Raw genomic sequence first — 13,311 nt, 5'->3', positions numbered from 1 at the left:
ACGGCTCATCGGCGGACTAGCGAGACGGTTTCGGGCAGGACGGGTGGGTGCCCGCGGTGACCAGATCGGCAACCGCCGCGCGGGGATCGCCGCTTTTGACCAGACCCTCGCCGACCAACACGGCGTCGGCGCCGGCACCGGCGTAGGCCAGCAGGTCCCCGGTGCCGCGCACCCCGGATTCGGCGACCCTGATCACCTTGCTGGGCAGCCCGGGAGCGATGCGCGCGAAGCAATCCCGGTCCACGGTCAGCGTGGTGAGATCGCGGGCGTTGACGCCGATCACGTTGGCCCCCGCCTTCAGCGCCCGGTCGGCTTCCTCCTCGGTGTGCACTTCGACGAGGGCCGTCATTCCGAGCGATTCGGTGCGGTCGAGCATCGACACCAATGCCGACTGCTCCAAGGCGGCGACGATCAGCAGCAGCATGTCGGCGCCGTGCGCGCGCGCCTCGTGGATCTGATAGGGCTGCACCACAAAGTCTTTGCGCAAGATCGGGATTGACACCGCGGCCCGCACCGCGTCGAGGTCGTCGAGCGAGCCCCGGAAGCGTCGCTGCTCGGTCAAGACGCTGATGATGCGCGCGCCGCCGTCCTCGTAGGCCCGGGCCAGCTTCGCCGGATCGTTAATGGGCGCTAGCGAACCCGCCGACGGGCTGGCGCGCTTGACCTCGGCGATGACGCCGATGCCGGGCTCGCGCAGCGCGGCCATGACGTCCCGCGGCGGCGGCGCGGCGGCCGCGGCCGCCTTGATCTCGGTGAGGCTGATAACGGCTTCACGCGCGGCGACGTCGGCCCGAACTCCCTCGAGGATGGAGTCAAGCACGGACGCCGGGCTCATGCGTGTCGATCCCTTCCCACTGCCATCCCACTGTCGCCACGATTACTCAGCCGATTTCGATGACGTCACGCAAGGGTAGCGACCGTCACCGCACGGCCGTTCACCGACCCTCGGTGTCAGACCCGCGGGCATCATCGGTCGGGTCGCGCCCCTCGTCAAGCTCATCCCAGATCATCCGCTCCGACATATCCGTGCCCTCCAGCATCGCCCCGTCGGCGCCTTCGCGGAGCGCATTCGGGCGGCGGGTCGCGGGCCGCGCCGATTTCGCCGCGTATTTCGCCGCGCTCTGCCGCGCCGAGCGCATCAACAGGACCGACGCGATCAGCGTGCTTACCGCGGCGCCCACCGCGATCCCCGCCCCCCAGTGCCGCCGCTCGATTCCCACCAGGAACATCACCGGGACATGCGCCAGCTCGGCGCCCCGCACCGCCACCTGCGGCACCACCCACAGGCTCACGCCCAGGTAGCCGACCGCGAGGCTGGCCGCCGCCAGCAGCGCCGCCAGCACCCGCAGCGACCAGCCGCGCACCGCCAGCGCCGCGACGGCCGTTGCCAGCATGAGCAGCGCCAACGGCAGCAGCGCCGTCGACCACGTCGCCCCGGACAGGGTCACCTGCTTGGGCGGACCCAGCCCGTCGAACGAGCGGATCACCACCCACGGCAGTCGCGACGCCACCCACAGCGCCCCCGCGGCGGCCACCAGCAGCAGTTGGGCGACGACGATCGGGAGCCGGCCCGGACGGGAATCAGCCATCGCCGCTCGGGGCCGTCAGCGTCTCGGCGGCGGCGATCGCGTTGAGCACCGCGCGCGCCTTGTTGGCGGCCTCGGTGTATTCGTAGGGGCCGTTGGAGTCGGCCACCACCCCGCCGCCGGCCTGAACGTAGGCGGTGCCGTCGCGCATCAGCGCGGTGCGGATCGCGATCGCGAAGTCGGCGTTGCCGGCGAAGTCGAGGTAGCCGACCACGCCGCCGTAGAGCCCGCGGCGCGTCTTCTCCACCTCTTCGATCAACTCCATGGCCCGCACCTTGGGCGCGCCCGACAGCGTGCCGGCCGGGAAGCAGGCCGTCACCGCGTCCAGCGCGGTGCGGCCCTCTCCGAGCCTCCCGGTCACCGTGGAGACCAGGTGCATGACGTGGCTGTAGCGCTCGATGTGGCTGTAGTCGTCGACGCGCACGGTGCCCGGCGTGCAGACCCGGCCCAGGTCGTTGCGGCCCAGGTCGACCAGCATCAGGTGCTCGGCGCGTTCCTTGTCGTCGGCGAGCAGCTCCTTTTCCAGCAGGGTGTCCTCTTCGTCGGTCTGTCCACGCCATCGGGTCCCGGCGATCGGGTGCGTGGTGGCCCAGCCGTCGGCCACGGTGACCAGCGCCTCCGGGCTGGAGCCGACGATCGAAAAGTCCGTTGTCCCAGCGTTATTCGGCACGTGCAGCAGATACATGTAGGGGCTGGGATTGGTGGCCCGCAGCATCCGGTACACGTCGATGGGCGCGACGGCGGTGTCCATCTCGAAGCGCTGGGAGGGCACCACCTGAAAGGCCTCACCGGCCGCGATCTGCTCGACGAGGTAGTCGACGATCTTGCCGTATTCCTCGACCGTGCGCTGGGAGCGATGCCGGGGTTCGGGGCGGCCGAAGGTGGCCACGGTCGACGGCAGCGGCTGGCCCAGCGCCGCGGTCATCACGTCCAGCCGGGCGACCGCGTCGTCGTAGGCCTCGTCGACGCGGTCGTCGGTGCCGTTCCAGTTCACGGCGTTGGCGATCAGCGTGATGGTGCCCTCGTGGTGGTCGACGGCCGCCAGGTCGGTGGCCAGCAGCAGCACCATGTCGGGCAGTTGGAGGTCGTCGACGGCCAGGTCGGGCAGCCGTTCCAGGCGCCGCACCAGGTCGTAGGCGAAGAACCCCACCATGCCGCCCGAGAGCGGTGGCAGCCCGTGCAGCGGACCGGTGGCCAGCAACTCGAGGGTCGCGCGCAGCGCGTCGAGCGGGTCGCCGCCGGTGGGCGCGTCCCGGGGAACGGCGCCCAGCCACACCGCTTCGCCGTCGCGCACGGTCAGCGCCGACGGCGCCCCCGCGCCGATGAACGACCACCGCGACCAGGACCGGCCGTTCTCGGCGGACTCCAGCAGGAACGTGCCGGGCCGGTTCGCGGCGAGTTTGCGGTAGGCCGACAGCGGGGTTTCGCTGTCGGCCAGGACCTTGCGGGTCACCGGAACCACGCGGTGTTCCGCGGCCAGGTGGCGGAACTCCTCCCGGGAGGTGGTGGCGGCGAGGTGGTCGGGCACCGGCCCATCCTCCCAGACGGGGGCGGACGGCTCGCGGGCGTAACGTCACGGCCATGAAAACTGGTGACACGGTGGCCGACTTCGAACTGCCCGACCAGACCGGAACCCCCCGCACGCTCAGCACCCTGCTCGCCGACGGGCCCGTCGTGCTGTTCTTCTACCCCGCGGCGATGACGCCCGGCTGCACCAAGGAGGCCTGCCACTTCCGCGATTTGGCCGCCGAATTCGCCGCCGTCGGGGCCAATCGGGTCGGCATCAGCGCCGACGCCGTGGAAAAGCAGGCCAAGTTCGCCGAGATGCGCAAGTTCGACTACCCGCTGCTGTCCGACACCGAGGGGACCGTCGCCGCGCAGTTCGGCGTCAAGCGCGGGCTGCTGGGCAAGCTGATGCCGGTCAAGCGCACCACGTTCGTCATCGACACCGACCGCACGGTGCTCGACGTGATCTCCAGCGAGTTCAACATGGACACCCACGCCGACAAGGCGCTGGCGACGCTGCGGGCGCGTTCGTCGGCCTAGGGCGGCCTAGGGGATGACCGCCAGGAAGATGTAGGCGGCCAGCAGCACCAGGTGCACCTCGCCCTGCAGCCGGGTGGCCCGGCCGGGCACCACGGTCAGCATGCTGATCACCACGGTCAGCGCGAGCAACACCAGCTGGGTGGGCTGCAGGCCCAGCACCAGCGGTCCCTTCAGCCAGATGCTGGCCACCGCGATGGTCGGGATGGTCAGCCCGATGCTGGCCATCGCCGAGCCGTAGGCCAGGTTCAGGCTGGTCTGGATGCGGCCGCGCCGCGCAGCGCGCACCGCCGCGAGCGTCTCGGGCAGCAGCACCAGCATCGCGATTACCACCCCCACGAACGTCTGCGGGAACCCGGCCGCCGTCACCAGCCGCTCGATGGCCGGCGATTCCTGTTCGGCCAGACCCACCACCGCCACCAGGGCCACGAGCAGCAGCACAAGGCTGGTCAGCGCCTCGCGGGCGCTCGGCGGCTCCGCGTGACCGCCCTCGAGATCGTCGAACACCCGCTTCTGGCCCTTCTGCGCGACGGGCAGGAAAAAGTCGCGGTGACGCACGGTCTGGGTGAACACGAACAGCAGGTACAGCAGCAGCGAGGCGACCGCGGCGAAGGCGAGCTGGCCCGGTGAGAACTGCTTGCCCGGGTGGCTGACGGTGAACGCGGGCAACGCCAGGCTCAGCGTCGCCAGCGTCGTGAGGGTGGCCAGCGCGCCCCGCTACCCTCGGCGTTGAACAGCGTCACGCCGTAGCGCCGGGAACCCCACGACAGCGACAGTCCCGCGATCCCGTTGGTGGTGATCATGAACGCCGCGAACGCCGTGTCGCGGGCCAGGGTGGCCGCCTCGTTGCCGCCCGAGGCCATCAACGCGACGATGATGGCCACCTCGATGATCGTCACCGCGGCCGCGAGCACCAGGGACCCGAACGGCTCGCCGACGCGCGCCGCGACCACCTCCGCGTGCTGGACCGCGGCGAGCACGGCGCCGATCAGCAGCGCGGCCTGCAACCCGATCACCGCCGGCCCGGCGTGTTCGTCCCAGGTGGCCGTCAGCGCGACGACGGCGACTAGCGGCACCACGGTGGCCCAGGAGGTCCAGGGCAGCCTTTTCAACATTGCCCGCCATTCTGCCGTGGCCTCAGTAGCATGCTCACATGCCCGAAAGCGGTGGTCTGACCGAGGGACAGGTGTTCGCCGGTTACACCATCGTCCGGCGGTTGGGGACCGGCGGCATGGGCCAGGTGTATCTGGCGCAGCACCCGCGGCTGCCGCGCCGCGACGCCCTCAAGATCCTGCCCGGCGAACTGACCGCGAATGACGAGTTCCGCCAACGCTTCAACCGCGAGGCCGACCTGGCCGCCAGCCTCTACAACGAGCACATCGTCGGTATCCACGACCGCGGCGAGTACGACGGGCAACTGTGGATCTCGATGGACTACGTCGAGGGCACCGACGCCGCGCGGCTGCTGCGCACCCGGTATCCGTCCGGGATGCCGAAAGCCGATGTGGTGGAGATCATTTCGGCCGTCGCCGACGCTCTGGACTACGCCCATTCGCGCGGGCTGCTGCATCGTGACGTCAAACCGGCCAACATCCTGCTGACCGATCCCAACCCGCGCCGGCGGATCCTGCTGGCCGACTTCGGCATTGCCCGCGAACTCGGTGACATCAGCGGTTTGACCGCGACCAACATGCTCGTGGGCACCACCGCATACTGCGCACCCGAGCAGCTGCAGGGCGCGGACCTCGACGGCCGGGCCGACCAGTACGCGCTGGGCTGCACCGCGTTCGACCTGCTGGCCGGCTCGGCCCCGTTTCGCCATTCCAATCCGGCGGTCGTCATCACGCAGCACCTGTCCGCGCCGCCACCGCCGATCAGCGAGCGCCGGCCCGAGCTGGCCAACCTCGACGGCCCCTTGGCCAAGGCCCTGGCCAAGAAGCCCGACGAGCGCTACCCGACGTGCTCCGATTTCGCGGCGGCCCTGTCCAGCCAGCTCGACACCGTCCCCGCCGAGGTGAACCCCGGCCCGACGGAGGTCATCGCGGCGCCGACGGAGGCGATCGCCGAGCCGAAGCCGCGGGCCCCGGCTAAGGCACCCGCGGCACCCGAGGCGTCCCGGGGCGGGCGCGGACCGGCGGTGGTGATCGCGGCGCTCGTCGCTGCCGCGGTACTCGCGGTAGGCGCCTACGTCGGCGTGCGCATGCTCGGCGGCGCGGGGCACAAGCAACGTGCCGACAACGCTCCGACGCAGTCGGCGGCCCCGGCGCCGGGCGCCGTCGCCCCGCCCGCGCCGGCCTCGGCGATCAGGCTCACCGGTCAGATCACCGACCAGTCGGGGGTGCTCGGCCCGGTGGAGCGCGAGGCGGTAAACCGGGCGCTCAACAAGCTGTCCACCGAGCGCGGCACCCGCCTGTGGGTGGTGTACGTCAGGGACTTCGGCGGCCTCAAGCCGTTCCGGTGGGCCGAGGACACCATGCGCGCCAACAGCTTCACCGACAGCGACGCCATCCTGGCCGTCGCCACCGACGGGCCGTCGTACTCGTTCCGGGTCCCGAACGCGGTGCTGCAGGGCAAGGCCATTGACCTCGAACTCATCCGGCGGGACCGCATCGGCCCGGCCGTCTACCGCCACGAATGGACGCGCGCGGCGATCGCCGCGGCCAACGGGTTGGATGTCGCCCCCGGCTAGTTCTCCGGTTCCAGCAGCACGTCGGCGTCGAAACAGCTGTGGTCACCGGTGTGGCAGGCGCCGCCGACCTGGTCGACGGTCACCAGCACGGTGTCGCCGTCGCAGTCCAGGCGCACGGAGTGCACGCGCTGGGTGTGACCGGACGTCGCGCCCTTGACCCACTGCTCGGCGCGGGAGCGCGAATAGTACGTCGCCTCACGGGTTTCCAGCGTGCGGGCCAGCGCCGCGTCGTCCATCCACGCGACCATCAGCACGTCGCCGCTGCCGCGCTCCTGCACGACGGCGGCGATCAGCCCGTCGGCGTTGCGCTTGAGGCGCGTGGCGATGGCGGGGTCGAGCGTCATCGGACCGTGATCCCCTCGGCGGCCATGGCGTCCTTGACCTGCCGGATGGTCAGCTCCCGGAAGTGAAAGACGCTGGCCGCCAGCACCGCATCCGCGCCGGCGGCGACCGCGGGCGCGAAGTGCCGCACCGCCCCGGCGCCGCCGCTGGCGATCACCGGCACCGTGACCGCCGCGCGGACCGCACGCAGCATCGGCAGGTCGAATCCCGCCTTGGTGCCGTCGGCGTCCATCGAGTTGAGCAGGATCTCGCCGACCCCGAGTTCGGCGCCCCGCGCGGCCCACTCGACGGCGTCGATGCCGGTGCCGCGCCGGCCGCCGTGGGTGGTCACCTCCCAGCCCGACGGGGTGGCAGCCGATCCCGCCGGCACCGTGCGGGCGTCGACGGACAACACGATGCACTGCGACCCGAATTGGGTTGCCATTTCCGCCAATAGGTCGGGCCGGGCGATGGCGGCGGTGTTGACCGAGACCTTGTCGGCACCGGCGCGCAGCAGCGTGTCGACGTCGGCGACCGTGCGCACCCCGCCGCCGACCGTGAGCGGGATGAACACCTGCTCGGCGGTGCGGCGCACCACCTCCAGCATGGTCGCCCGGCCCGACGACGACGCCGTCACGTCCAGGAAGGTCAGCTCGTCGGCGCCCTCGGCGTCGTAGGCCGCCGCCAGCTCGACCGGATCGCCGGCGTCGCGCAGGTTTTCGAAGTTGACGCCCTTGACCACGCGCCCGGCGTCGACGTCCAGGCACGGGATCACGCGCACGGCGAGGCGGGTGTCGGCCATCTCAGTAGTCCCCCGGTTCGCCGACGGCGCGCAGGATCTCGAGGACTTCGCCGTGCGCGCCGGGCGCCGCGGCCAGCACCGACTCCGACGCCGGGGTCCACGGTTTGCCGGCCAGGTCGGTGACGACCCCGCCCGCGGCTCTCACCTGCGCGACCCCGGCCGCGTGATCCCAGATGTGGCCGCCGAACGTTATTGCGGCACTGAGTATCCCGTCGGCGACGTAGGTGAGGTCGATGCCGGTGGAGCCGTGCATGCGCAGCCGCGACGACACCCGGCTCAGGTTCTCCAGCACGGCGATCCGGTAGCGCCCGGGGTACGGGCCCCGCGAATCGGCGCTGAACGTTCCGACGGCCACCAGGCTGTCGGCAAGCTCCGTGGTCTCCAATGCCGGTTGCGGCTCACCGTTTTTGATCAGCGGCCCGCCGGCCGCGGCGGTGTAACGCTCGCCGACGAACGGCAGCCAGGTCAGTCCCACGACCGGATCGCCGTCGTGCAACAGCGCCAGCAGGATCGCGGCCATCGGCGATCCCGCCGCGTAGTTGAACGTGCCGTCGATGGGGTCGAGCACCCACACCCACGACGAGTCGACGTCGGTGCCGCCGAATTCCTCGCCGTGCACCCCGATCCCGGTAGTCGCCTGCAGCGCGGTGACAACCTGCCGCTCGATGGCGAGGTCGATCTCGGTGGCGAAGTCGTTGCCCTTCTTCGAAACCGCCGAGTCGGCGCGGTGGCCCTCCACGAAGCGCGGCACGGCGGCGTCGAGGATCGAGGCCGCCACCGACGTCAGCGCGGTCAGGTCCATGTGCGCCTTCACCGCTTCACCGCTGCACCGCTGCCAGGGCCTCCGGCAGCGTGAACCGTCCGGCGTAGAGGGCCTTGCCGACGATGGCGCCCTCGACGCCGCGGCCGGTGAGGGTCGCGATCGCGCGCAGGTCGTCCAGGCTGGACACCCCGCCCGACGCGATCACCGGCGCGTCGGTGCGTTCGGCCACGGCGGCCAGCAGGTCGAGGTTCGGGCCGCCCAGCGTCCCGTCCTTGGTGACGTCGGTGACCACATACCGCGAACACCCTTGAGCGTCAAGGCGTTCCAGCACATCCCACAGGTCGCCGCCGTCGGTCTCCCAGCCGCGGCCGCGCAGCCGGTGCCGGCCTTCTGGGTGGCTAGGGTCAATTTGGACATCCAGCCCGACGGCGACCCTGTCGCCGTGCTCGGCGATCGCGCGCGCACACCATTGCGGGTTTTCCAAAGCCGCCGTTCCCAGGTTGACCCGGGTGCAGCCGGTGGCCAGCGCGGCGGCCAGGGAGTCGTCGTCGCGGATCCCGCCGGACAGTTCCACCTGCACGTCGAGCTTGCCCACCACCTCGGCGAGCAACTCGCGATTGGAGCCGCGGCCGAACGCGGCGTCCAGGTCGACCAGGTGGATCCACTCGGCCCCGTCGCGCTGCCAGCCCAGGGCGGCGTCCAGCGCCGAGCCGTACTCGGTTTCGCTGCCCGCCTTGCCCTGCACCAGACGCACGGCGCGGCCGTCGACCACGTCGACGGCGGGTAACAAAGTCAGCACTTTTCCTCCTGCGCGCCGAGAGTGCAACTGGCGACGCATCTTCTCGGGTTTTGCGTCGCTAGTTGCACTTTCGCGAAGTTGATCACAGTCCCTCGACCCAATTGCTCAACACGGCCGCACCGGCATCACCGCTTTTTTCCGGATGGAATTGGGTCGCGGCCAGCGGCCCGTCCTCGACCGCGGCCAGAAACGGCACCCGGTGGGTCGCCCACGTCAGCACCGCCCCCGGGGAGCCCTCCCAGCGCTGGGCGGCGTAGGAGTGCACGAAGTAGAAGCGGGTGCCGGCGTCCAGCCCTTTGAACAGCGCGCTGCCCGGCCCGGAATCGACGACGTTCCAGCCCATGTGCGGGATCACCGGCGCGTCCAGCCGGGTGACCGCCCCGGGCCACTGCCCGCAGCCCCGGGTGTCCACGCCGAATTCGACGCCGTGGGCGAACAGGATCTGCATGCCGACGCACACGCCCAGGACCGGGTGCCCGGCCGCCACCCGGTCGGCGATGATCCGCTCGCCCGCGATCTTGCGCAGGCCCGTCATGCACGCCTCGAAGGCGCCGACTCCCGGGACGACCAGGCCGTCGGCGGCGGCGGCGGCGTCCGCGTCGGCGGTCACCTCGACCGACGCCCCGGCCCGCTGCAGCGCACGCTGCGCCGAGCGCAGGTTGCCCGAGCCGTAATCGAGAATGACCACCGATTTGGAACTCACAGAACGCCTTTGGTGGACGGCACGCCGGACACCCGGGGGTCGCGCTCGACGGCCTGGCGCAGCGCGCGGGCCACCGCCTTGTACTCCGCCTCGGTGATGTGGTGCGGATCGCGCCCATAGAGCACCCGCACGTGCAGCGCGATGCGGGCGTTGGCGGCCAGCGTCTCGAATACGTGCCGGTTCACGACCGTGTGGTAGGGCACCGAGCTGCCCGCAATCGTGATGTGCCGCAGGTGATCCGGCTCACCCGTGTGCACGCAGTAGGCGCGCCCGGACACGTCGACCACGGCGTGGGCCAGCGCCTCGTCCATCGGGATGAAGGCGTCGCCGAAGCGGCGGATGCCCTTCTTGTCGCCGAGGGCCTCCCCGAGCGCCTGACCGAGAGCGATCGCGGTGTCCTCGATGGTGTGGTGCCCCTCGATCTCGACGTCGCCCTGGGTGCGCACGGTCAGGTCGAAGCTGGCGTGGCTGCCCAGCGCGGTCAGCATGTGGTCGTAGAACGGCACCCCGGTGTCGACGTGGACCTGCCCGGTGCCGTCCAGGTCGAGCTCGACGACGATGTCGGATTCCTTGGTGCGCCGTTCGATACGCGCGCAACGGCTTTCGGTGGTGGTCACGGGGCTCCTACGGGGGTGGCTGGGACCAGGTCGGTCGCGGCGATGGGGGCGCTGGCGCGCAGGAAGGCGTCGTTCTCGTCCGCCAGCCCGGTGGTGGCGCGCAGGTAGCCGGGGATCCCGACGTCGCGGATCAGGACGCCTGCGTCCAGGTAGCGCTGCCAGGCCGCCGGCGCGTCGGCGAATTGCCCGAACAGCACGAAGTTGGCGTCGCTCGGGATCACCCGAAACCCCATGCCGCTCAACGCTTTGCTGACCCGTTCCCGTTCCTGAATCAGTGTTGCCACGCTGCTCAGGGTGTCGTCGGCGTGCCGCAGCGCCGCGCGGGCCGCGGCCTGGGTGACCGACGACAGGTGGTACGGCAGCCGCACCAGCAGCATCGCGTCGATCAACGCGGGCGTGGCGATCAGGTACCCGAGGCGCCCGCCGGCGAACGCGAACGCCTTGCTCATGGTGCGGGTGACCACGAGCCGCGTCGGATACTCCTCGACCAGCGACACCGCGCTGGGTTGCGAGGAAAACTCGCCATAGGCCTCGTCGACGATCAGGATGCCGGACACCACCTCGAGCAGGCGGCGCAGGTCGGGCAGCGAAACGCTTTGCCCCGACGGGTTGTTGGGGCTGGCGATGAAGACGACGTCGGGCCGGCGTTCGACGACGGCGGCGACCGCGGTGTCCACGTCGAGGGCGAAGTCGTCGCCGCGCGCGGCCTCGAGCCATTCGGTGCGGGTGCCGTCGGCGATGATCGGATGCATCGAGTAGGACGGGACGAACCCGACCGCGGTGCGCCCCGGACCGCCGAACGCCTGCAACAACTGCTGCAGGATCTCGTTGGAACCGTTGGCGGCCCATAGGTTTTCGACACCGAGCCGGGTGCCCGTCTGCGCGGTGAGGTAGCTCGCCAAATCGCGGCGCAGCGCCACCGCGTCCCGGTCGGGATAGCGGTGCAGGTCCGCGGCGGCGTCGGCCACCGACCGCACCACGTCGTCGACCAGCGCCCGGCTGGGCGGGTGCGGGTTCTCGTTGGTGTTCAGCCGCACCGGGACGGCCAATTGCGGTGCCCCGTAGGGCGATTTGCCCCGCAGGTCGTCGCGCAGGGGCAGGTCGTCCAGGGTCGGCTTGCCGGGTCCTGTCACCGCTCGAACCTCCGCCGTACCGCCTCGCCGTGCGATGGCAGATCCTCGGCCTTGGCCAGCGTGACCACGTGCCCGGACACGTCTTTGAGGGCGGCCTCGGTGTAGTCGACGACGTGGATGCCGCGCAGGAACGTCTGCACCGACAGGCCGCTGGAGTGGCGGGCGCTGCCGCCGGTGGGCAGCACGTGGTTGGATCCGGCGCAGTAGTCGCCGAGGCTCACCGGCGCGTAGGGGCCGACGAAAATCGCTCCGGCCGAACGGATTCGGTCGGCCACCCGCGCGGCGTCGACGGTCTGGATCTCCAGGTGCTCGGCGGCGTAGGCGTTGACGACCTCGACCCCGGCGTCGAGGTCGTCGACCAGAATGATCGCCGATTGGGGGCCGCCCAGCGCGGCCGTCACCCGTTCGCGGTGCACCGTCGTCTCCAGCTGGGCGGCCAGTTCGCGTTCGGTGGCGCCGGCCAGCTTCTCGCTCGCGGTCACCAGGACGCTACCGGCCATCTCGTCGTGTTCGGCCTGGCTGATCAGGTCGGCGGCCACGTGCGCCGGGTCGGCGGTGTGGTCGGCCAGGATCGCGATCTCGGTCGGGCCGGCCTCGGCGTCGATGCCCACGCGCGAGCGGCACAGCCGCTTTGCGGCCGTGACGTAGATGTTGCCGGGTCCGGTGACCATGTCGACGGGCCTGAGCTCCGTTCCGTCGGTGTCGGTGCCGCCGTAGGCCAGCAGCGCCACGGCCTGCGCCCCCCCGACAGCCCACACCTCCTCGACCCCGAGCAGCCGCGCCGCGGCCAGGATCGTCGGGTGCGGCAGCCCTTGAAACTGGGACTGCGGCGGGCTGGCCACCACCAGCGAGCCGACGCCCGCGGCCTGCGCCGGCACCACGTTCATCACCACGCTGGACGGGTACACCGCGTTGCCGCCGGGCACGTACAGGCCCACCCGCTCGACGGGGACCCACCGCTCGGTGACCGTCGCGCCGGGGCCCAGCGTGGTGGTGACGTCGGCGCGCCGCTGGTCGGCGTGCACGGCGCGGGCGCGTTCGATCATCACCCGCAGCGCCTCGGCCACGTCGGCGTCCAGCCCGGCCAGCGCCCGTTCGAGCGCGGCGGTGGGCACCCGCGCGGCCGGGGGCCGCACGCCGTCGAATTGCGCCCCGTATTCCAGCGCCGCCTCGGCCCCGCGCTCGGCGACGGCCTGCACGATCGGGCGCACCCGGGGCAGCACGCTGTCCACGTCGGCGCCGCCGCGCGGCAGCGCCGCGCGCAGCCGGGCGGCCGTCAACTCCGCGCCGCGCAGGTCAATGCGGGCGATCGGCGACGGTGGGGCGGGGTTCACGTTGTCCATTGTCCCAGAGCAGCTCAAGTGAATAACCGACCGGTACAGTGCGGTCATGTCCAGAAAGGATCATCCCAACAACGCCCCGGGCATCCCGATGGTCTTTCCGGTCTGGTTTGAGAACCTTCAGGTCAAGTACTTGAATTCGGCGATCAAGCCGATCGCGCGCTTCCTTCCCGGAACCGCGACCATCAAGCATCGCGGTCGCACGTCCGGAAAGGAGTACGAAACGATCATCACCCCTTACCGCAAGGGCAACGTCCTGGCGATCGCGCTGGGCCACGGCAAGACGAACTGGGCCAAGAACGTGCTGGCCGCCGGCTCGGCGGACGTGCAGTTCGGCCGCGACCGCGTGGTGCACATCACCAATCCGCGGATCCTGCCCGCCGGCTCCGACGGTGCGGGGCTGCCGTTCATGGCGCGCGTGCAGCTGCGGCGGATGGGGATTTTCGTCGGCGACGTCGCCTGACTCACTGCCCACGCTCGCGAGAGTGCAACTGGCGACACGTTTTCCGAGTAGC

14 protein-coding genes and 1 pseudogene are annotated in these 13,311 nt (G+C 71.1%); 3 read left to right on the top strand and 12 right to left on the bottom strand.

The window, feature by feature from the left end; all coding sequences use genetic code 11:
- Positions 1 to 16: 16 nt before the first annotated feature.
- From trpC to AC5Y43_RS22830, 3 genes are all read right to left on the bottom strand, one after another.
- On the bottom strand, positions 17 to 835 hold the full coding sequence (gene trpC / locus AC5Y43_RS22840; protein WP_499976277.1) for an indole-3-glycerol phosphate synthase TrpC: 819 nt from the start codon (positions 833 to 835) through the stop codon (positions 17 to 19).
- A gap of 100 nt (positions 836 to 935) precedes the next feature.
- The gene (locus AC5Y43_RS22835) at positions 936 to 1,589 is read right to left on the bottom strand and encodes a TIGR02234 family membrane protein (protein ID WP_499976274.1); all 654 of its coding nucleotides are present in this window, start codon (positions 1,587 to 1,589) and stop codon (positions 936 to 938) included.
- Positions 1,582 to 3,114: an anthranilate synthase component I gene (locus AC5Y43_RS22830; protein WP_499976272.1), complete on the bottom strand. Its 1,533-nt coding sequence runs from the start codon at positions 3,112 to 3,114 to the stop codon at positions 1,582 to 1,584. Before AC5Y43_RS22830 ends, AC5Y43_RS22835 begins: the two co-directional genes overlap by 8 nt.
- Positions 3,115 to 3,167: 53 nt before the next feature.
- Here AC5Y43_RS22830 and AC5Y43_RS22825 point away from each other — a divergent pair, with 53 nt between their 5' ends.
- Positions 3,168 to 3,632, top strand: coding sequence for a peroxiredoxin (locus AC5Y43_RS22825; RefSeq protein WP_499976270.1), 465 nt, complete (start codon positions 3,168 to 3,170; stop codon positions 3,630 to 3,632).
- A gap of 6 nt (positions 3,633 to 3,638) precedes the next feature.
- Here AC5Y43_RS22825 and AC5Y43_RS22820 read toward each other — a convergent pair.
- Positions 3,639 to 4,744: pseudogene (locus tag AC5Y43_RS22820) on the bottom strand (calcium:cation antiporter).
- Between the two features lie 38 nt (positions 4,745 to 4,782).
- Here AC5Y43_RS22820 and AC5Y43_RS22815 point away from each other — a divergent pair.
- On the top strand, positions 4,783 to 6,318 hold the full coding sequence (locus tag AC5Y43_RS22815) for a serine/threonine-protein kinase (protein ID WP_499976268.1): 1,536 nt from the start codon (positions 4,783 to 4,785) through the stop codon (positions 6,316 to 6,318).
- On the opposite strand, the gene hisI is transcribed toward AC5Y43_RS22815, so the two are convergent.
- The 8 genes from hisI to hisD all read right to left on the bottom strand — a co-directional run bounded on the left by hisI (position 6,315) and on the right by hisD (position 12,799).
- On the bottom strand, positions 6,315 to 6,662 hold the full coding sequence (gene hisI, locus AC5Y43_RS22810) for a phosphoribosyl-AMP cyclohydrolase (RefSeq protein ID WP_499976266.1): 348 nt from the start codon (positions 6,660 to 6,662) through the stop codon (positions 6,315 to 6,317). The genes AC5Y43_RS22815 and hisI overlap by 4 nt on opposite strands.
- Positions 6,659 to 7,441 (bottom strand): imidazole glycerol phosphate synthase subunit HisF, encoded by a 783-nt coding sequence (gene hisF / locus AC5Y43_RS22805; RefSeq protein WP_499976264.1) that lies wholly within the window; start codon positions 7,439 to 7,441, stop codon positions 6,659 to 6,661. Before hisF ends, hisI begins: the two co-directional genes overlap by 4 nt.
- A gap of 1 nt (position 7,442) precedes the next feature.
- Entirely contained in the window at positions 7,443 to 8,243 is an 801-nt protein-coding gene (locus AC5Y43_RS22800; protein WP_499976415.1) for an inositol monophosphatase family protein, read from the bottom strand.
- A 16-nt stretch (positions 8,244 to 8,259) separates the two neighbouring features.
- Positions 8,260 to 9,003, bottom strand: a complete 744-nt coding sequence (gene priA, locus AC5Y43_RS22795) for a bifunctional 1-(5-phosphoribosyl)-5-((5-phosphoribosylamino)methylideneamino)imidazole-4-carboxamide isomerase/phosphoribosylanthranilate isomerase PriA (protein ID WP_499976261.1) — start codon at positions 9,001 to 9,003, stop codon at positions 8,260 to 8,262.
- Between the two features lie 82 nt (positions 9,004 to 9,085).
- Complete coding sequence (hisH, locus tag AC5Y43_RS22790) at positions 9,086 to 9,706, bottom strand: imidazole glycerol phosphate synthase subunit HisH (protein WP_499976258.1); 621 nt, start codon at positions 9,704 to 9,706, stop codon at positions 9,086 to 9,088.
- Complete coding sequence (gene hisB / locus AC5Y43_RS22785; protein WP_499976256.1) at positions 9,703 to 10,323, bottom strand: imidazoleglycerol-phosphate dehydratase HisB; 621 nt, start codon at positions 10,321 to 10,323, stop codon at positions 9,703 to 9,705. Before hisB ends, hisH begins: the two co-directional genes overlap by 4 nt.
- Positions 10,320 to 11,456, bottom strand: a complete 1,137-nt coding sequence (locus tag AC5Y43_RS22780; RefSeq protein WP_499976255.1) for a histidinol-phosphate transaminase — start codon at positions 11,454 to 11,456, stop codon at positions 10,320 to 10,322. The genes hisB and AC5Y43_RS22780 overlap by 4 nt, the downstream gene beginning before the upstream one ends.
- Positions 11,453 to 12,799 (bottom strand): histidinol dehydrogenase, encoded by a 1,347-nt coding sequence (gene hisD, locus AC5Y43_RS22775; RefSeq protein ID WP_499976254.1) that lies wholly within the window; start codon positions 12,797 to 12,799, stop codon positions 11,453 to 11,455. The genes AC5Y43_RS22780 and hisD overlap by 4 nt, the downstream gene beginning before the upstream one ends.
- A 46-nt stretch (positions 12,800 to 12,845) precedes the next feature.
- On the opposite strand from hisD, the gene AC5Y43_RS22770 reads away from it, so the two are divergent.
- A complete protein-coding gene (locus AC5Y43_RS22770; protein ID WP_499976252.1) occupies positions 12,846 to 13,259 on the top strand; it encodes a nitroreductase family deazaflavin-dependent oxidoreductase in 414 nt (137 codons plus the stop codon).
- Positions 13,260 to 13,311 lie beyond the last annotated feature (52 nt).

It is taken from the genome of Mycobacterium sp. NGS57 (genome assembly GCF_059812405.1).
This window is presented reverse-complemented; position numbering and strand designations above follow the sequence as displayed.